The sequence below is a fragment of the Pseudomonas indica NBRC 103045 genome, assembly GCF_002091635.1.
Classification (GTDB): Bacteria; Pseudomonadota; Gammaproteobacteria; order Pseudomonadales; family Pseudomonadaceae; genus Pseudomonas_M; species Pseudomonas_M indica.
Genome location: NZ_BDAC01000029.1, coordinates 1 through 18243 on the forward strand (window position 1 = coordinate 1; position 18243 = coordinate 18243).

Annotated in this window: 15 protein-coding genes; 5 read left to right on the forward strand and 10 right to left on the reverse strand. The window is 61.7% G+C overall.

Going from position 1 to position 18243, the window contains the following annotated elements; genetic code table 11:
- The 4 genes from PIN01S_RS23515 to PIN01S_RS23530 all read right to left on the reverse strand — a co-directional run.
- Positions 1–5706 (reverse strand): VCBS domain-containing protein (locus PIN01S_RS23515; protein ID WP_139809710.1); only part of this gene is annotated, 5706 nt, incomplete at its 3' end.
- A gap of 60 nt (positions 5707–5766) precedes the next feature.
- The gene (locus PIN01S_RS23520; protein ID WP_084339346.1) at positions 5767–6528 is read right to left on the reverse strand and encodes an efflux RND transporter periplasmic adaptor subunit; all 762 of its coding nucleotides are present in this window, start codon (positions 6526–6528) and stop codon (positions 5767–5769) included.
- Complete coding sequence (locus tag PIN01S_RS23525; protein WP_084339347.1) at positions 6525–8045, reverse strand: TolC family protein; 1521 nt, start codon at positions 8043–8045, stop codon at positions 6525–6527. The genes PIN01S_RS23520 and PIN01S_RS23525 overlap by 4 nt, the downstream gene beginning before the upstream one ends.
- A 589-nt stretch (positions 8046–8634) precedes the next feature.
- Positions 8635–9189: a thioesterase family protein gene (locus tag PIN01S_RS23530; RefSeq protein ID WP_084339348.1), complete on the reverse strand. Its 555-nt coding sequence runs from the start codon at positions 9187–9189 to the stop codon at positions 8635–8637.
- A gap of 106 nt (positions 9190–9295) precedes the next feature.
- Between PIN01S_RS23530 and PIN01S_RS23535 the strand changes: the two genes are divergently transcribed.
- Positions 9296–10267, forward strand: coding sequence for a GlxA family transcriptional regulator (locus tag PIN01S_RS23535; RefSeq protein ID WP_084339349.1), 972 nt, complete (start codon positions 9296–9298; stop codon positions 10265–10267).
- Positions 10268–10457: 190 nt separating this feature from the next.
- Here PIN01S_RS23535 and PIN01S_RS23540 read toward each other — a convergent pair whose 3' ends face one another.
- Positions 10458–11672: an MFS transporter gene (locus PIN01S_RS23540; protein ID WP_084339350.1), complete on the reverse strand. Its 1215-nt coding sequence runs from the start codon at positions 11670–11672 to the stop codon at positions 10458–10460.
- A gap of 99 nt (positions 11673–11771) precedes the next feature.
- Here PIN01S_RS23540 and PIN01S_RS23545 point away from each other — a divergent pair, with 99 nt between their 5' ends.
- From PIN01S_RS23545 to PIN01S_RS23555, 3 genes are all read left to right on the forward strand, one after another.
- Complete coding sequence (locus tag PIN01S_RS23545; RefSeq protein ID WP_084339351.1) at positions 11772–12722, forward strand: LysR family transcriptional regulator; 951 nt, start codon at positions 11772–11774, stop codon at positions 12720–12722.
- Positions 12723–12956: 234 nt separating this feature from the next.
- Positions 12957–13448: a GNAT family N-acetyltransferase gene (locus tag PIN01S_RS23550; RefSeq protein ID WP_084339352.1), complete on the forward strand. Its 492-nt coding sequence runs from the start codon at positions 12957–12959 to the stop codon at positions 13446–13448.
- 269 nt (positions 13449–13717) lie between these two features.
- Positions 13718–14443: an NYN domain-containing protein gene (locus PIN01S_RS23555; protein ID WP_084339353.1), complete on the forward strand. Its 726-nt coding sequence runs from the start codon at positions 13718–13720 to the stop codon at positions 14441–14443.
- Positions 14444–14589: 146 nt separating this feature from the next.
- On the opposite strand, the gene PIN01S_RS23560 is transcribed toward PIN01S_RS23555, so the two are convergent.
- On the reverse strand, positions 14590–14964 hold the full coding sequence (locus tag PIN01S_RS23560) for a hypothetical protein (protein ID WP_084339354.1): 375 nt from the start codon (positions 14962–14964) through the stop codon (positions 14590–14592).
- A complete protein-coding gene (locus PIN01S_RS23565) occupies positions 14954–15175 on the reverse strand; it encodes a helix-turn-helix domain-containing protein (RefSeq protein ID WP_084339355.1) in 222 nt (73 codons plus the stop codon). Before PIN01S_RS23565 ends, PIN01S_RS23560 begins: the two co-directional genes overlap by 11 nt.
- Before the next feature lie 55 nt (positions 15176–15230).
- Between PIN01S_RS23565 and PIN01S_RS23570 the strand changes: the two genes are divergently transcribed.
- A complete protein-coding gene (locus PIN01S_RS23570) occupies positions 15231–15551 on the forward strand; it encodes a DNA-binding protein (protein WP_244505985.1) in 321 nt (106 codons plus the stop codon).
- Positions 15552–15720: 169 nt separating this feature from the next.
- Here the strand turns inward: PIN01S_RS23570 and xopAG are convergent, their stop codons facing one another.
- The 3 genes from xopAG to PIN01S_RS23585 all read right to left on the reverse strand — a co-directional run bounded on the left by xopAG (position 15721) and on the right by PIN01S_RS23585 (position 18242).
- Complete coding sequence (gene xopAG, locus PIN01S_RS23575; protein WP_084339357.1) at positions 15721–17226, reverse strand: XopAG/AvrGf1 family type III secretion system effector; 1506 nt, start codon at positions 17224–17226, stop codon at positions 15721–15723.
- A 324-nt stretch (positions 17227–17550) separates the two neighbouring features.
- Entirely contained in the window at positions 17551–17817 is a 267-nt protein-coding gene (locus tag PIN01S_RS23580; RefSeq protein ID WP_084339358.1) for a bacteriocin immunity protein, read from the reverse strand.
- A 173-nt stretch (positions 17818–17990) separates the two neighbouring features.
- Positions 17991–18242 carry a bacteriocin immunity protein gene (locus tag PIN01S_RS23585; protein ID WP_084339359.1) on the reverse strand — a complete coding sequence of 84 codons (252 nt, stop codon included), beginning with the start codon at positions 18240–18242 and terminating at the stop codon, positions 17991–17993.
- Position 18243 lies beyond the last annotated feature (1 nt).

Here is an 18243-nt window from a genome sequence, read left to right on the forward strand (position 1 = left end):
GGTCACGGTGATTGTGTGTTGGGTACCGTCCAGCGTGCTCACGGTGAAGGTCTCGACCTTAGTCTCACCGGCCTTGAGGTACTGCACCTGCGCGTTGGGCACGCTGTAAGTCCAAGTCCCGTTCGGAGCAATGGTCAGGGTGCCAAGGGCACCTGCGGACGGCGTGACGCTGCCTTGGAAGCTGCCTTCGCCGGTGTCCGGGTCAGCGATGGTCAGCACGCCGCCGGTGGTCAGATCGCCCTGACCATCGACATCGAGATCTTCGGTCACGCTACCGCTATCGGTACCGCCAATCACAGCCTCATCGTTCACGCCGAGGATGGTCACGGTGATTGTGTGTTGGGTGCCGTCCACCGATTGCACCGTAAAAGTCTCGACCTTTGTTTCACCCGCCTTGAGGTACTGCACCAAGGCGTTCGGCACGCTGTAGCTCCAGGTGCCATTGGAGTCGATGGAGAGCGTGCCAAGGGCGCCGGCGGACGGCGTGGCGAGGCTATAGAAGCTGGTCTCGTCGGTGTCGGGATCGGTGATGGTCAGCGAGCCGCCGGTGGTGAGATTGCCCTGGCCATCGACGTTCAGGTCCTCGATCACGCTGCCGGTATCGTTGCCGCCGATCACCGCCGCATCGTTCACGCCGTGAATGGTCACGGTGACCGTCTGCTGCGTGCCGTCCAGCGTGGTCACGGTGAAAGTTTCGACCTTGGTTTCGCCAGCCTTGAGGTACTGCACCAGCGCGTTGGGTACGCTGTAGATCCAGGTGCCATCCGCGGCGATGGTCAGGGTGCCGAGAGCGCCTGCGGACGGCGTGACGCTGCCTTGAAAGCTGCCTTCACCGGTATCCGGATCGGCAATGGTCAGCACACCACCCGTGATCAGGTCGCCCTGGCTATCGACGTCGAGGTCCTCGGTGACGCTACCGGTATCGCTGCCGCCAATCACCGCCGCATCGTTCACGCCAAGGATGGTCACGGTGACCGTTTGCTGGGTGCCGTCCACCGATTGCACGGTGAAGGTCTCGACCTTGGTCTCTCCGGCCTTGAGGTATTGCACCAAGGCATTCGGCACACTGTAGGCCCAGGTGCCATCCGGGGCGATGGTCAGGGTACCGAGGGCGCCGGCTGACGGCGTGACGCTGCCTTGGAAGCTGGCCTCGCCGGTATCCGGATCGGAAATGGTCAACGCGCCGCCGATGGTCAGGTAGCCCTGGCCATCGACGTCGAGGTCTTCGGTCACGGCTCCGGTATCGGTGCCGCCGATTACCGCGGGATCGTTCACCGCGGCGACGACGATGGTCACGGTGGCGGTGTTCGACACCAGGTTGCCGTCGGTGACCGTGTAGGTGAAGGTCGCCACGCCGTTGAAGTCCGGCGCCGGGGTGAAGGTCACCGTGCCGTCCTGGTTGAGCACAGCGGTTCCGCCCGTGCCGCTGGTGACCGAGGCGATGCTCAGCGAGTCGCCGTCGATATCGCCGTCATTGCCGATCAGTTGGGCGGCACTGTAGGTAACGGGCGTGTCCTCGGTGGCACCGAGATTGTCGTCGACGGCCACCGGCGCGTGGTTCGAAGGGGCCGCCACATCATTGTCCTGCAGGGTCGCAACGCCTTCGGCGCCAGCCAGGTTGGTTACGGTGCCGGATACCGGCCCAGTGCGCAGGCTGAAGGTCTCGTCCGGCTCGACGAAACTGTCATCCACCGTGGCGATGCGCAGGCGTACGGACAGCTCGCCGGGAGCGATGCTGACCGGACCGTTCACCACGACCCAGCCATTGCCGTCGAAACGCTCCAACTGCGCGGTCGTCCCGGTGTCGATGGCAATGTTGGCGGTGCCGCTGACCAGGACCGGGCTGAAGCCGATCGCCGTGGTGGACGGCTTGTCGAGGCTGACGACGAACTCGGCGTAATCCCCTTCGGTGACGGAGACGTTGGACACACTGAGGGTCGGGCGGTGGTCATCCAGCGTCGGGTAGCCGTTGCTACCGGATGCGTCCGGCGTGCCGGTGGTGTTGCCGGGAAGGTAGACGTCGCCTTCACCTTCGTCGTTGATGGTGCCCACCCCGATACTGCGGTCCCCGTTGCCGGTGGTGGCGATCAGCGTGAAGGACTCGTTGCCTTCGTGGATGTTGTCCTGGTTGACGGCTACCCGCACCAGCAGTTTGTCGCCGCTGGGGATGACCACCGAGCTGTCGGGGGTATAGCTCACCCAGGCGCTGCCATTGAAGTATTCCAGCGTGGTGCCGATGTCCGCGCCGCCACCCGACAGGCTGGCGCGGGTATCGCTCGCCGGCAGGCCGTCCGAATCGCTCAGCGCCAGGCTGACGGCGACTCCCGCACTGCCGCTCACGGTGAACACGGCATAGGGCGAAGCCTCGTTGACGAACACGCTGTTGACCGCAACGGTGTCGACGGCGCCTTCGATAGTGATCGTCAGGACGGCGATGTCAGACAGCCCGCTGCCGGAACGGTCGGTCACGGTGTAATTGAAGCGCTCGATCAGCGTCTGGCCGGGGTTCAGGGCCTGGACCGTGGAGTTGTTGTTATCGAGCACATAGGTCCAGTTGCCGCTGGCGTCGAGGGTCAGCGAGCCGTAGAGGCCCGCCAACGCGGAGCCCACCACACCGGCACTGCCACTGCCCTCCACCCCGCCGAGGCGCACGGCGGTCACGCGCAGCTCGCTGAGTACGTCGTCGACATCGGTGACGGGCGTCAGCACATTGCCGCTGGGGTTGTAGCCCGCCACGCCGTTGCTCACGCCGCTGGCCTCCACGGCGGCGGCGCTGGTATCGACCGCCACCGGCGCATCGTTCGCGCCGCGGATGGTGACGGTGAAGGTCGAGGAATCCCGCAGCCTGACGCCGTTGGTGGTCAGCCCATTCTCGAGGGTGTAGACGAAGGTGTCGGTCAGGGTGGCGGAGCTGTCCCGAAGCGCCTGGACCGTGGAGTTGCTGTTGTCGACCACGTAGGTGTAGGCGCCGTTGGCGCTGAGGGTCAGCTTGCCGTAGAGCCCGATGATTTCGGTATTGGTCCCGATGGTGGTGCTGGCGCTGCTGCTCGAGGCGCGGGCCGTGACGATCTGGTTGGTGCCGCTCGGCGTGGTGTCGTTGCTCAGCAGGTTGCCGGTCGGGTTCACGCCGGGCGTGCCGTTGGCCGTGCCGCCCTGCTCAGTGGCGAGCGCCGTGTCGGCCACGGCATTCGGGTCGTTGGTCCCGGAGCCGAGTACGGTGATGTAGAGGCTGGCGCTGCTGGTCACTCCGCTGGCGTCGCGCATCTGGTACTGGAAGCGCTCGACGGCCGACTGGCCCGCACTCAGGGCCGGGTTGTTGGCAGTCGGCGTGTAGACATAGCTGCCATCGGCATTGAGCAGCAGGCTGCCGTACTGGCCGACCAGCGTGACGCCGGCGCTCGTGCTGTTACCGAAGGTCAGCGCCTGGTTGTTCAAGGCCACGGCGGCGCTGAGCACGACCGAGGTGACCTGGCCGTTGCTGTCGTAGTTGATGCTCGTGATCGTCGGCGCGGTGGCGAGCCCGGTGCCGTAGACCGTCATGCCGACCGCGACGTTGCCCGTCATGCCGGACAGGGCCAGCGTGGTGGAGCTGCTGACGGTGGTCGAGTTGATGGTGCCGTCGACGAAGGTGCCGTTGCCCTTCATTACGCTGAAGCGGGTAATACCGGAGAGCGCGCTGGCATCGGAAAAGGTGAAGCCGATGGTGCTGCCGCTGCCGGTCTTGCTCGCCACCGTCACCGGCGAGCCGTTGGAAAACAGTTGCGTGCGGGTGCCGTCGCCGTTGAGGCGGTACACGGCGGCGCCGATGGAGATCGAGTTGGCGTCGTTGCTGTCGAGGGTGGTGTTGAAGGTGGTGGTACCGCCGGTGTTGCCGGTGGCTCCCCCTTCGATGCTGATGATGACGACCGTCTTGGTTTCCCCGTACCGATCCACGTCCACATCGTTGGTCAACACATTGCCCACGGCCTGGGACCCCAGCGGATCGCTGCCGTTATAGGCGGTGGAGTCGGTGCGCAGGGATTCCTTGGCGGTGCTGTAGTCGTCGCTCGCCAGCGGGGCATCGTTGGCACCGCGGATAGTCACCTTGAGCGTGGTGGTGGACGTCATGCCCGAGGCATCGGTCATGCGGTAGGTGAAGGTGTCGACCAGGGTGTCGCTGGCGCTGCGCAGGGCTTCGACCTGCGGGTTGGCGTCGTTCACCACGTAGCGGTAGCTGCCGTCCGCCCCCAGGGTCAGCGTGCCGTAGAGGCCGACCACCACGGTGCCGTTGGCCGAGGTGGTCGCGGTGTTCACGGCCTGGCTGGCGGAACCGGTGCCGACCGCCGTCACCTGCTTGGTGTCGGCCGAGGTGTCGTTGCCGAGCACGTTGCCGATTGCCGCGCTGCCGGCCGTGCCGTTCTGGCTGCCACCAGCCTCGACCGCCGCGCCGCCCGAGGTGCCGGCCGTACCGTTGGCGGTGTCGGCGACGGCCACCGGCGCCACCAGCGGGCCGACCAAGGCGTTGAGCGCCGCATCGACACGGTCGGACGACGAACCGACGTTCTTCAGGTTCGATACCTGGCTCTTCCAGCCCAGGCTGTCGAACCAGGCCTGGTCGACCACCAGCAGGAAGCCGCGGTTATCCGCGACGTTGCTGTCGCCATCCTGGTTGCCATCGGACTGGGCCAGGGCCAGCGAGGTGAAATCCGCATCGGTCCAGAAATAGAAGCCGCGCACCACACCGCCGCTCTTGATCGGCCGGCTGATCCAGCCGTAGTAAGTGGTGGAGCCGATGGTCACGGCGGTGGCCGAGACGTCGTTGCCGCTGAAGAAGCGGCTGTTGGTGGCATCGTTGACGGTCACCTGGCCGAGCGAAGTGAAGACGAAATCGTGGTTGTTGGCTTCCTTGCCCGCCGGGGTGGTCGCCGTGTTCACTTCGTAGGCGTTGCTGAAGGTCAGCGTGGCGAACTCCACGGAGACCGATTCGCCATCGAACTGCAGGGTGGCATGGTCGTTATCCACAGCGAAACCGGGTGTGCCGGTGTCGATGCCGCTGACCTCGGCGGCAAAGCGCTGCCCCTCGTCGCCGGCGGTATCGCCACCCTGGTTCAGCAGATTGTCGAGGTGATGGCCGTATTCCTCGATCAGCAGGCGCGACACCTGCTGCGTATCCAGCACGGCAAGCCAGTCGCGGTTGAGGAAGATCACCGGCGCACCGTCCGGCCCCTCCGCGGCATAGGCCGCCATGGCGCCCTTGATCTGGGCGTTGTCCAGCAGGGAGACGCCGATCTCCAGCGTTCCGTCTGCAATCGAAGTGCGCAGTCGCGCGAGTTCCGCGCGCCACTGCTCGCTTGGGGTGCTCTGCTCGCCCTTGAACAGCTCGAAAAGCTGCGCGTCGCTGGCCTGGGCCAGGAACTGGCGGATCTGCTCGGCTGCGCTCGCCGTCGCTTCGGCCAAGCCCGGATGGTCGCCGTCCGGCCTGAACAGGTCCGGCTGCTCGGCCGTCACCGGCTGGCGCTCGGCCGGCGCGGCATGCTCGATTGCCACGGCGGCCGAGCTTTCGGCAGCGTCCGACGCAGCCGGATCGGCCACCGGTTGGCTGGCCACGGTATCCACCGCATCGGCCGCCGCCCCATCGAAGACAAAGCGCTGCTCCAGGGCCAACGGCCGAGGGCGACCGCGCACCAGACGGGTGGATGCGGAGGGAGTTTTCGGCTGATCGGCCATCTCGGACCTCGATGCGCAGCGGGTTCGGGCGCAGGCCGCAGCCTGCGGTTCTGGGTTTGGTCAGGGCGAGGGCGGCGAGACCCGGACGCGGCCGCTCATACCGGCCATCAACTCGGGAAAACGCCCGTCGATAGCGGCAGCCACCTTCACCGATTGGCTGACCGGATCGACCCGTGCGCCGATGCGCTCGAAGCGCGCCGGATAACGCTGGCCGGTCTCGTCGATCTCGACATCGAAGGCCTGCCCCGGGCGCAGCCAGACGAGCCAGGCCGAGGGCACCAGGAATTCGAGTTCGAGCACGCTGTCGTCGAGGATGTCCAGCAGCGGTTGGCCGGGCTGCACGTACTGCTGCTCGCGAACCTTCTGCTCGGCGACCCGGCCGGCGAACGGCGCGGTGATGCTGCACTTGGCGAGCACCGCCTGCTGGGCACCGACCTCGGCCACCGCCTTCTGCCGGCCGGCGCGGCCCAGGTCGACCTCCAACTGGCCGACCGAATTCAGCTCGGCCAGGCGCCGGTTGGCCTTGTCGGTGGCCTCCGCGGCATTCAGCTCGGCGCGGGCCTTCTGCAACATGGCCTGCTGGACGCTGCAATCGAAGCTGACCAGCGCCTGGCCGGCCTTGAACGCACCGCCTTCGGGGATCGGCAGCTTGTTGACCTTGGCGCCGATCTCCGCCGCCAGGGTGGTGAACTGACGCGGCAGCAGTTGGGCACGAATCTCCTGCCGTTCGATACCGGCGCGGGCCGGAGCGACATCCACAGCCAGGGCCTGGACAGCGCCGGAGCCCAGCGCGGCCAGCAAACAGAGCGTCAAGCGTTTCATAGGCTCGCATCCTTGCGGGCGCGAGCGGCCAGCAATTGCCAACCGTTCCGGCTGGACGCCAACGTCTGGGTCAGGTCGTCCAGCGACATCTCGCCGACGCTACCGATCTTCGGCTCCACGCCCAGGGTCGCCTGCAAGCGGGCCTCGGCGGTCTGCGCCTGGGCCAGGGCCTGGTAGCGCCGGAGCAGGCTGAGGATCGCGGTGGTCTGGTTGGCCACCCGGTCCAGCTTGCTCTGCACTTGGGTCGCTTCGCGGTTGCTCATGTGCTCGCTGATGCGGCGGTCCACCTGCCAGATCGAATCGGCCCGCTGGAACTGGTGCTGCGCGTTGATCAACTGCTGCCGCGCCAAGTGCACTTGCGCCATCACCGCCATCTGCATCGAGACCCGGCGCTGGTCGGCCAGGGCGACGCCCGCCTCGGCCAGTTTGAGCTGGGCGGGACCGGTGAGCAGATTGAACAGGTTGAACGAGAGCTGGACCCCGGTCTCGTTCCACTGGCGGTTCACCAGGTAGCTATCGGTGTCGTAGTTGACCCCGTAGCTGAAATTGAGGCTGGGGAAGAGGCGCGTCAGCGTCTTGCGCGTCTCGTCGCGCGCGATGCGTGCGTTGTAATGCTGCTCGCGGATGTCGGCATTGGCCACCATGGCTACCTCCTCCATGGTCGCAACCGGCACCGCCAAGGCTTGGCGATCAAGATCGAAGTCAGGCTCGACCAGGGCGATGGGCTGGCCGATAGGCGCGTTGATCAGCGCGGCGAGTTCCGTCTGCGCGGTGGACAACTCCTGCTCGATGGCTTCGAGCAGGCGCAGGTTCTCCAGCACCTGGCGCTGGTAGCGCAAGGAGTCGAGCGGGTTGCGCAGGCGCTCGGTCTCCGCCTGATGGGCGTCGGCCAGGGCCTCTTCGGCAACCAGGGTAGTGGCGCGCACCTCCGCTTCGAGCTTTTGCGCGCTGACCGCGCGCCAGAAGGCAGTGCGTACGTCCTGCATCAGCAGGTGCATCGCCTTGCGCCGCTTCTCGCCAGCGATCAGCGCCCGGTCGGCCTGCTGCCGCGAACCGAAATAACCGACACCGAGGTCGAGCATGTTCCAGCTCAGGCTCAGGGAACTGACCGTGTGGTCCCGCTCCTGGGAGATGAAACGGGATTCGGAGAGCGTGCCATCGTCCGAATTGCGGCTCTGGCTGATCTTGTCGTTGTTGCGCGATGTATAGCCCGCCTGCGCCAGCAGCTTCGGAAGCATGTCGTAGCGGGACGCATCGAACTGCTGGAACGCCAGGGCCTCCTCCAGCATGCGGGCGCGACGATCCAGGTTGTACTTGAGCGCCCGGGCGATCACCTGCTCCAGGGTCAGCGGCCCGGTGATCGGCTCGACATCCTGCTGGGCCGCGACACGGTCCGCGCCGCCTTGCTCGCTCAGGGTCTGCTCGGTCAGTGGCTGGGGGTTCAAACGTACACAAGCCGTCAAGGAAAAAGCGACCATCAGGGCTAGGACGGTCTTGGCGGGCGGCAGCTCGATCATGGAGTGGTCTTCGAAGGGGTGGTTCTTTACGCCTGGCCAGGACGCCCAGACGCGTTACGGCACAACGCAATCAACCGCAGGCCCGAAACCCCGGTTGGCACAGGACTTCGGATCTTGCCGACTCGACGGTCGTCCGCGACCGAAGGCGTAGGCGTTTCCAATCACATCGAATCCATGAAGCGAGTCGCGCGAGGCCCCAACGATCCGAAATTGCTGCATCAAATATGTGGCTATTAGCCATCATTGCGCAACTTAAATATGCAGTACCCGATGGTTCACCCCGCATCTCTATTCAAGCGATAAGCGCGCAACCTGAAAATCGGGCGGCCCCCTAGGCCTCCCCCGGGGAAACACCTAGGGGGAAACCCCGATCCGCCTGGCAATTTCAAAGCCTCGCTCGGCGTAAACGGCAACGGTGTAAGAGGGACGTGTATGCGGCGCTCTGCCAAGTGCTCGTGGGGATCGAGGGTGTGGTGGCGAGCTCCGCATTCGGCAGCGGGCAGAAGCGATCAGTTCATGACAACAGCCGACGCTCGGCTACATCGTTGAGCTGTCATGAACGATTTTTTGCGTATGTTGCGACATCACCCTACTGCTGTATCTGTAGATATTCTTCTTCGCGAAGGCTTGCGCTAAGGCCGTCGCAGCTGGCCGACCACTCATACAGCCATTGAGGCAGCGGCGGCGACTGTTCTTCCAGGCCAAGCTCACGGGCAAATTCGGCAGGCGGAACAGTACCCTTGGGCCCCCGGAACAGACCGCGCATGACCACCACTGCGATTACCCGTTGGTCCTTGACGAAGCGGTGCTCGACAAAGCTCCACTTGTGGTCCCAGCCGAGCATGCGCGTGTGAATTTCAAAACTCTCGAACAGCTTCAGCTCGCGACGGAACTTGCCCCACACGTCGCCTACGATGGGTAGCGCACGGTGTCTAAGCGCCACGCGAAAAGCGCCGCTGCGCAGCACATAATCCATACGGCCGACGTCAGCCATGGTGAAGTAGCGACCGTTGGTGACGTGCCGGTTGAAATCCAGGTCAAGTGGCCAGACTCGCAGGCGGACCACAGTTGTGGCCAGCCCAGGCACAGGCCTGCGCCAAGGGCGGCGTAACAGCATCACCAGAAGGCGAAACCATAGATTCATACGGCAAGCACCTGACAAATGAAGAGCGCAGCAGTCTAGGTGGAGTATTTGCGGTAAGGTAGATGCAGAAATGACTATTAACATGCTGATTACGCAATAGCTTGCCATGCACATAACGCTTCTATTGGCCGAATACAGTTCACAGGCCACTGCCGCGCTGGCACTCGAAGTATTGGATGCAGCAAACCGTTTCTCTGCACCCACCGCACCGCCTTTTAGTGTGAGCGTGGCGTCATTGGATGGGCAGCCGGTGGGCAATGCCTTGGGCCGCAGTATGGCCGTGGACGTAGCGCTCAATGCGCTGGAACGAACCGATCTGGTACTGATTCCCGGCTTTCTATTCAGCTTGCGCGAGGCCCTGCCGACCTTTGAGCACTACTGTGCCTGGTTGCGCGGCCAGCATCAGCAGGGAGCGACCATCGCGTCGATGTGCACGGCTACCTTCATGCTCGCCGAAGCCGACTTGCTCGACGGTGTCGAGGCCACCACCCACTGGGCCTTTGCGGACCTTTTCCGCCGCCGCTACCCGACGGTCCGTCTGGATGAGCGACGCATTCTCTGTGAGGACGGACGCCTGATCAGCAGCGCCGGCGCAAGTGCGGCCATGGATCTGCTGTTGCACTTGATTCGCCGGTTCGCCTCACGTGAACTGGCGCAGCAATGTAGCCGGTACCTGCTGATCGACAGCGTGCGCAACGAACAGTCCGTCTATATCAGCTGGTCGATGCCCCGTGGCCACAGCGACGAGGCGGTGTTACGCGTGCAAGACTGGATGGAAACAAACTTCGTCACCCCTTGCGGTATCGACGAGCTGGCTGCAGCCTTCGGTTTCGGTGTGCGCAATTTCAAGCGGCGCTTCAAGGATGCCACCGGTTACGCCCCACTGGCCTACCTTCAGGCGTTGCGCCTGGAAAAGGCCAAGCAATTGCTGGAAACCACGCGTTTGGGCTTCGATGAGATCACCAGCCGCGTGGGTTATGAGGACAGCAACTCGTTCCGGCGCCTGTTTCGCCAGCGTGTCGGCATTTCACCCGCTGCTTTTCGAAAGCGCTTTCTTCGGGCTCCCCCTAGCTACTGACCGAAGATTGAATGCCACGAACGCTTGGAAGGTGAGTTCTGGAAGGGCAGCTTCGGCCAAGACCGACTTTTCTCCATTCGGCCGAACGCCCCCACTCCACAGCTCTCCCAGAGCTGCTACCCACAATCCCTATGAACGCTCGCCCCCTCGCCCAAATCATCTGACCCAGCCTATCCAGCCCGTAAGTCCATCACCTCCTGGAATCCGGCATCAGCCGCATAACCAGCGCGCCGAAGGACGCAACGATTGCCAGCACCACCACCCCGCTCCAGCCCCACTGAGCCAAAGCCGCGCTCCCTAGCCCGGCACCGGTTGCCATGCCAATGAATACGCCGGTGAACAGCACTGCATTCAAGCGACTGCGAGCGGGCGGGTCGATGCCGTATATGATGGTTTGGTGCGCGACCAGCGTCGCCTGGACGGCGAAGTCGAAGCCAATGGCGGCCACCACGATGAGGCCCAGCTGAGCCCCAAGGGGAACGGTGTCAGCCAGGCCCAGGACGGCGAACGAGGCCACAGCCAATGCCGCGCCGAGGCGGGTCACACGCTCGGGTCCGCTACGATCGGCGAGTCTGCCCGCTAACGGAGCCGCCAGGGCACCCGCGGCGCCGGCCAGCCCGAACGCGCCAGCCGCAGCGCTACCCAAGCCGAAATGGGCATGGAGCATCACCGCAAGCGTCGACCAGAACGCACTGAATGCCACGGACAACAAGCCCTGGGATACCGCTGCGCGGCGCAGGGCCGGATGCCGTGACCAGAGTTTCAGCATCGACCCGAGCAGCGCGCCATAGCCCAGCGACGTGGTGGGCGCGAAACGCGGCAACCCGCGCCAGGCACCGATGCCGAACAGCGCAATGGAGACAGCCGCCACCCCGTATACCGCACGCCAGCCAAATTGATCGGCAATCAAACCGCTCATGACCCGCGACAGCAGAATGCCGAGCAGCAAGCCCGTCATCACCGTTCCAACGACGGTCCCGCGTTGCGTCTCCGCCGCCATGGTCGCGGCAGCCGGAACGATGTCCTGGGCCATCGTGGCGGCGAGGCCGATCATGAGACTGGCGACGAGCAAGGCGCCTACGCCCGGGGCGATGCTGCTAAACAGCAAGGCCAGCATGAGCATGCAAGCCTTCGCCAGAATGATCCGACGCCGGTCGTAGCGATCCCCCAGCGGAGCCAGCAGCAGGATACCCAGGGCATAGCCAAGCTGCGTCAGCATCGGAACCATCCCTACCGCACGCTCGCCCGCCTGGATATCGGCGCCAAGCACACCCAGCATCGGCTGGCTGTAGTAGAGCGTCGCAACGCTGAGGCCAGTGCCCGTAGCCAAAAGAAGAATGAGCCCTCGCGAGAGTGCGGATGCGCTCCGTTCAAGCGCGGGGGACACATGTGCTGAGGTGGTCATAGCGGGATTCCATCTTGATCTGAACGAGGCTGCCATTCTCATCGCGTATTGAAAGGCGCTGTAGTAGCCTCGCAGGCAAATCTGTTATGCAGATGGCGTATGAACGAACCCACCCTTTCCGGCCTCGATCGCATTGAACTGCTGCGCACCTTCGTCCGCATCGTCGATGCCGGCAGCCTTTCGGCTGCGGCCGCGCAACTGAACACCACACAACCCACCGTCAGCCGCCGCCTGCAAGCGCTGGAGCGGTCGCTTGGCCTGCAACTGCTCAACCGAACGACCCACGGCATGCAGCTAACCGGCGATGGCGAGCGCTGCTACTCCTATGCCAGACAGGTGCTGGAAAGCTGGATGGAGATGGAGGATGAGCTGATCGGCGCTCGCGAAGACCCTCGCGGCACGCTCCGCGTTCAGGTACCGCATGCCTTCGGGCAGGACCAGTTGATCGCCCCGTTGGGGGAGTATCTGCGCCGGTATCCAAACGTGAGCGTGGAATGGACGCTGCATGATCGCCGGCCCGATTTCACCGCCGAGGGGATCGATTGCGCGATCCAGGTCGGGGTCATCGAAGACCCTTCGGTGGTTGCCATCCGCCTCGGCGAGGTGCCCCGGATCGTGGTTGCGGCGCCGGAGCTACTGGGCAGCACGCCGCTGCCCGCTTCGACCGAACAGCTCCAGCGCTTGCCCTGGCTGGCGCTACGCACCTACTACACCGACGAGGTCGTGCTGACCTGCCTGAGGGATGATCGCTCCCATCGCTTTGCAATCCAGCCCCGGATGAGCACCGACAGCCTCTACGCCCTGCGCAGCGCCGCGCTCGCAGGGCTCGGCGCGTGCGTCAGCTCGGCCTGGATAGTCGCTCGCGATATCGAGGAGGGCCGCTTGATCCAGCTGATACCGCAATGGCAGGCAGCGCCCCTGCCGGTCTACCTGATCTACCCTCACGCGCGCAGCTACCCCGCCAAGCTGCGCCTGTTCGCCGAGCTGATCCGCAACCGCATGCCGAATCTCGTTGGGCTGCGGGCAGCGAGCGCGGGTGCCTCGGAGTGAACAGTCGCCACTAAGGTAGTGCGGGTTTTGTGCGTTATGCGTATGGCCTGATTCTGGCCAGATAGCGTCTGATTCAACTGCCGTTATCCAGCAGAGTCGGGCCTCGCCCCTTCTCTTCGAGCCGCAACGTACAGCGCCCTAACGCAGCGCTGTATGGCGCATTTCCCTTCGATCTGCACCTATCAGCCACCCCGCCCCGGTTCTAGCATCGACCACTCCGAGCAGGTGCAGGCGATGAATGAGATTCCCGGTGAAATCGACTTTTCAGGTTTGACGGCACGCCGGCTGGGGCCGGATGACCTCCAGATGATCTGTGTGCATCGCGAGGCGATGTTTCTCGAAGCGGGGGGCGATCCAGCGGCGTTGCGGGTGATGACCGAGCACTTCCGCCCCTGGTTGCGGCCGCGTCTGGACGACGGGCGTTATTACGGATTTGCCCTGATGGACGAGGCACAGCCCGTCGCGGCGATAGGGCTCATGAGTATCGACTGGCCTCCGCACCCCGCCCATCCGAACCTGGACCAGCGCGGCTATGTGCTGAATGTTTTCGTCGAACCCGCCTACCGGCGTCGGGGCCTGGCTTCGGCATTGATGAAACTGGCGGAAGCCGAGTTCGCGCAGCGCGGCGTCAGCTTCGCCGTGCTCCACGCCACCGAGGCCGGCAAGCCGGTGTATGCGGCGTTGGGTTGGACCGCCACCGCGGAAATGGCCAAGACGATCGGCTGACGTGAGGGCCGCCCTGCCCGCGTCTCCGGTTCTTGAACCGGCCCCGGTGAGGCGGAGCGCATGAGCGTGCTAACCCTGCGCAGCCCGGTGCAGATGAGCCCAAGGCAGTACCAGAAATAGCTCCCAGAATAGTAATTGTCCTTATGCCGCCACTTGACCGTAGCAACTACCCACACTAACCTTCGCCGCATCCCGCCCAAGGCAGTAAGCCGTCCACCCTATCCAGGACGCGCCGACCCCTTGGGCGTTATGCTTTCTGGAGCGGTGAAATGCCAACGGCGATCCTGGTGGATGGTGCTTTTTTCATCAAGCGGTTCCGAAAGATTGAGCCGGCCAATGCCTATAACGCTGAGCGGGCAGCTGATCTCGTTCATCGCTGGGCCACCGCGCATTTGTTTCCAATCGGCCGGCCAGGAGGAAATGGCCAGGGCACTGGGAAACGGCGAGAACTCTATCGAATCTTCTTTTACGATTGCCCGCCACTACTCAAGAAGTACCACAACCCAGTTTCCGGGAAAGCGGTAGATTTCTCTAAGTCTGACGAGGCCGTTTTCAGGGAAGAACTGCACCGCAGACTCAGGGCAAAAAGGAAGCTGGCGCTTCGCCTAGGTCATCTGTCCGGCGATGTGTCTTGGACAATCAAGCCTGAAAAGATCAAGCAGTTGCTCAAAGGCGAGATACAAATTGCAGACCTCACGGAAACCGATGTAAAGATCGACACCAAGCAGAAAGGTGTCGATATGCGCATTGGTGTGGATGTAGCCTCTCTTTCCTTCAAGAAGCAGGTAGATCAGATCGTTCTGATTGCCGGTGACGCGGACTTTGTTCCGGCGGCGAAAATGGCACGTCGGGAGGGGATTGACTTCATCCTTGACCCCATGTGGCAAAACATCCCTGATGGCCTGATGGAACATATCGACGGACTTCGCTCCACATGCCCGAAGCCGCCGGCTCGCACAACGGCAACAATGCCGGCTGAGGCTGCAGCGGGTTAATTTTCTACCGGACTGCACCGGAATATTGAGCCACATAGGGCGAGTATTCCCCGCTCCGCTGCTTGCAGTTGTCGGCCCGGCCAGTTAAGCCGCTCCCCTCCTCTTCTCCCGGCACCGACCTCGGTGAGGCGGAGCGCATGAGTGTGCTAACCGTCCGACAGCTCTTCGCTGGCACACACCGAAGCCGTTCGCCCCAGGAAGCCCCAGCGAGCCGCGACGAGCAGGGGTTTCCACAGGAAGTTCCGCCCCTGCCGGCCTCGCATCTCAACCAAGTGCTGGCGCCGGCAGCGCGCCAAGGCCGCTGGGCTCGGTGCGGTGGCGCGGGCGTCGCGCAGGATGAAGCCAGCGGGCAGCGTCCGCGACCATTTGCGTGGCACCGCCGCCCAAGGGATGTCCGGGAGAAAGCAGGTATGGATGGGCAAGCAACGAATACCCCCTTCCGGCGCCTGCTCCACCAGGCAGAGCAGCTTCAATTCGCGGCGAGCAGAGCGCGGGAACGGCGATAGGCTTTCAGCGTTCATCCGTCCACCCCTGCTCCAGCAGCCAGCGACGCAGCAAGGCCGTATTCACCATGCGCAGCTTGCCGAGCTTCACCGAAGGCAGCACGCCCCGGTACACCCACCCCCGCGCCGTATCGAAAGACACCCCATTGCGCTGCGCCCACTGCGCAATGGTTTCCACATCCTGATGCGAACCCGCCAGCTTAGAAGGTTCCAGCTCTTCCAGTTCCATGCTCGTTCCGTCACTATTCGTGGCAATGCATACCAATGGCGTAAAGACAAATAATTTGTCTGCGCTCGATGCTAATGACAAATATTTTGTCAGGCAAATAATTTGTCTGCCTCGATTAGAGCTTTTTGGAATGATTGAAGAGCGTCTTAGATCGCTGGTTCGCTACATAGGCGCTACAAAGTTGGCCAGTGTGACAACTATAGAGCGCCGCCGCTGGCAGACCGTAGCGACCAACAAGGAAGTGAAGGCCCGCGTCGAGGATATGGAAGCGCTTTTGAAGGCCTTCCCACAGTACGAATTGTGGCTATGGAAAGGCGAAGTCGATCCCGACAACGGCCAAGTGGCCCCTAGCCACGAAGCCTCCCAAGCCAACTAGCCATCCGGAAATTCGCAATGAATCGGCACGCCTGAAGGGAACGTGCCCCAGGAATCGTCAGGCATGGAAAAGCACGAAATCGACGACCGCAATAAACGCCTCGGCCCAACCGGAACCGGGGAGCGTATCTCCCGGTTCCGTTTATAGGCGCCTGGCAAATCCCCTCAGATCAGCTCATATGTTTGCCGCCGTAGAATTCCTCCGCAGCGTTTTTACATACCTGTTTATAGAACTCGTCGCCGTCTTCAATGGTAAAACCAGCACCGACAAAGCAGCCTCGTGCGATTTCTCGGAGGGTATGCCGGATTCCGCTTGCATTGTCATATACGGCATTCAGGCTTCCAATGAGCACCGCCACGTCATCCTTGGACAGGGGCTTTTCACCGCTCATGATGCGTGCGTGATTGACGCAGGAAGTGGCGTTGAGAGCCGTAAACGAGTCGCCTAGACCCGAGCAGTCCTCAAAGCCCGTGCCGTTTTCGTTGACCTTGACATGGGATATCGGCAGGTTTTGCAAATCCGCCATCGCTTTGTGCTTGAGGTCCGCTATCGTTTCAGGATCTCGCTTGAAAACTTTCTCCTGCATGTAGATATAAGCACTATTCAATAGCGGTCCGGCGACGCTGGTATTTCTCTTGAATATGCCCTTGTCCAAATCATCCTTGAAGAATGGTCGACTGAATTCGATTCTATCGGTCTCCGCTTGAGTCACCCTGCCTCGCGCAAAGTGGTCCGCCAGTACCACACCTTCCGCATCCCCCCAACTGTCGGGGCCGGCATAAACCTGTCTGAAAATCAAAAGAGCCTGACCCGCGGCGAACTGGGCTTCGGCGTTGAACTTTCCGTCTTTGCGAAGCAAGTCTTCAAGGGACTCCATGCATTGCCTGGGTGTCAGCGCCCTTTCGCTTTGGGTGGCTTCGAGGAAATGCTTCAAGCCTTTTTCTACAAATGGCGTTGTGACCGATCGTGAAGTGTATCCAGTAGAGCCTGTTTCATCGTTCGGAACGCCGGTCAGCGAATACTTGTTCTTCTTTTCATATGCCGCCGTCTTCGTCAGATCAAAATCCAAAGGAACCTTTTCTGGCTTGAGCTTCTCCACAACCTCCTTATTGGCCAGCTCTCCTTTCAGACACTTGATATTCGTATGCATCGACTCATGCGCCTCCTTGGTATCAAGGAGATTAGCAAGATGCACATTGGTCGCCGCACGATAGTCAACCATGGATGCGAACCGGTTATCCCCACAGAACCGAAGCGAATCCAAGAGCCGGCCAGTTGATTTCTGCCCATCCTGGTTACCGCCATGGTAGCGCTGGTAATACCCTTGGGCTTCTTTCTTGGCTTTGTTCAGCCTTTCATCGCTGGTGAACCCGCCTTTCCCATCATGCAGGGATGTTGTAGACAGGAAGAACTTATTGGCCGCTTTGTCATAAACATAGGCTAGTCCCGCCAGGTATGCCGCATACTTCATCCCGCGAAAACCGGGACTTTGGCCATTACCGGACTGACCTTTCGAAGACTCTGCAGTGGAAGCCGCTATTTCATGTCCTGCCTGGGAAGCGGTGGATGTGGCCGTTTTGTGAAGTGTCGCAGCCGCTTTCTGCGACTGTTTTTGTGCCGTGGTATTTTCCACAAAACTTGCGATTGCGTCGAAATGACTACTCCTGATTCTCATAATTCCCTCACGTCAAATAATATTAAAGAGCCATCAAAACAACAAAATTTGACAGTGAGAGGTATGTGGAAATTACGTCAACGCAGTTCCAACTCTTCTATAGCATCAATAAGCATAAAGCCTTTTAAAATTCTAACCATCATCGCCTGGGTAGTATCAACCTTTGCTGGCGGAGCCGTTGCAAGCCTGACTCATGCCAGCAAGGGGATACATCCAGCCATGTATACGTGCGCAGCCCATACTATTGCGGAGCCTTGCCAGCCAGAAAAGGTTCGTACTTAATAACGTGCATGGGGCGGACAAGTCCGCCCCATGCCCCTGTGACTACTTCTTGAAGCCAGGCAACCCGTTAGCCGCCCGCCACTCTTTGACTGTTCTAGTGATTCCTTCGGCCGAATTGTCGGCCCCAGGCTCCGGCCAATAAATCAAGTCGCTACCAACAGGATGGCCCGTTATTACTATAAAGTGTTCTAGTAGTTGATCTGCACGCTCATCCGTGTCGGACTCATCTTGCCGCGATATTTCTTTTAAAAACTCGACAAAGTCAGATTCCGTAAAGTCCTCAAGACTGTGTTTTCTCAGAAAATCCATGACCACTATCCTTTTTGGTGAAGCCGAGTATGATTTCCTGACTCAAACTAGCAAGATGGCACATCCAGCCATGTATACGTACGCAGTCATACTATTGCGGAGCCTTGCTAGCCAGAAAGGTTCGCACTTAGTAACGGGCAATGGTCGGACAAGTCCGCCGCATGCACTTGTGACTACTCCTTGAAGCCAGGTAGTCCGTTAGCCGCTCGCCACTCTTTAACTATCAGAGTAATTCTTTCTGGCGTACAGTCCGCATCAGACTCAGCGTAATAGATCAAATCTGTTCCAGCCGGATGCTCGGTTAGTTTTCTAAACTCATCTAATAGAATATCCAGCCTGTCGTCTGTCTCCGCTTCGTTCTCGATGAAGATTTCTTTCATGAAGGCAATGAAATCCGACTCTGTATAATCTGAAATTCTCTTCATC

Coding starts and splice junctions, on each gene's coding strand:
- PIN01S_RS23535 (WP_084339349.1), top strand. CDS start 9,296: ATGCACATAACGCTTCTATTGGCCGAATACAGTTCACAGGCCACTGCC.
- PIN01S_RS23550 (WP_084339352.1), top strand. CDS start 12,957: ATGAATGAGATTCCCGGTGAAATCGACTTTTCAGGTTTGACGGCACGC.
- PIN01S_RS23560 (WP_084339354.1), bottom strand. CDS start 14,964: ATGAACGCTGAAAGCCTATCGCCGTTCCCGCGCTCTGCTCGCCGCGAA.
- PIN01S_RS23545 (WP_084339351.1), top strand. CDS start 11,772: ATGAACGAACCCACCCTTTCCGGCCTCGATCGCATTGAACTGCTGCGC.
- PIN01S_RS23565 (WP_084339355.1), bottom strand. CDS start 15,175: ATGGAACTGGAAGAGCTGGAACCTTCTAAGCTGGCGGGTTCGCATCAG.
- PIN01S_RS23555 (WP_084339353.1), top strand. CDS start 13,718: ATGCCAACGGCGATCCTGGTGGATGGTGCTTTTTTCATCAAGCGGTTC.
- PIN01S_RS23585 (WP_084339359.1), bottom strand. CDS start 18,242: ATGAAGAGAATTTCAGATTATACAGAGTCGGATTTCATTGCCTTCATG.
- PIN01S_RS23530 (WP_084339348.1), bottom strand. CDS start 9,189: ATGAATCTATGGTTTCGCCTTCTGGTGATGCTGTTACGCCGCCCTTGG.
- PIN01S_RS23520 (WP_084339346.1), bottom strand. CDS start 6,528: ATGAAACGCTTGACGCTCTGTTTGCTGGCCGCGCTGGGCTCCGGCGCT.
- PIN01S_RS23580 (WP_084339358.1), bottom strand. CDS start 17,817: ATGGATTTTCTGAGAAAACACAGTCTTGAGGACTTTACGGAATCTGAC.
- xopAG (WP_084339357.1), bottom strand. CDS start 17,226: ATGAGAATCAGGAGTAGTCATTTCGACGCAATCGCAAGTTTTGTGGAA.
- PIN01S_RS23525 (WP_084339347.1), bottom strand. CDS start 8,045: ATGATCGAGCTGCCGCCCGCCAAGACCGTCCTAGCCCTGATGGTCGCT.
- PIN01S_RS23540 (WP_084339350.1), bottom strand. CDS start 11,672: ATGACCACCTCAGCACATGTGTCCCCCGCGCTTGAACGGAGCGCATCC.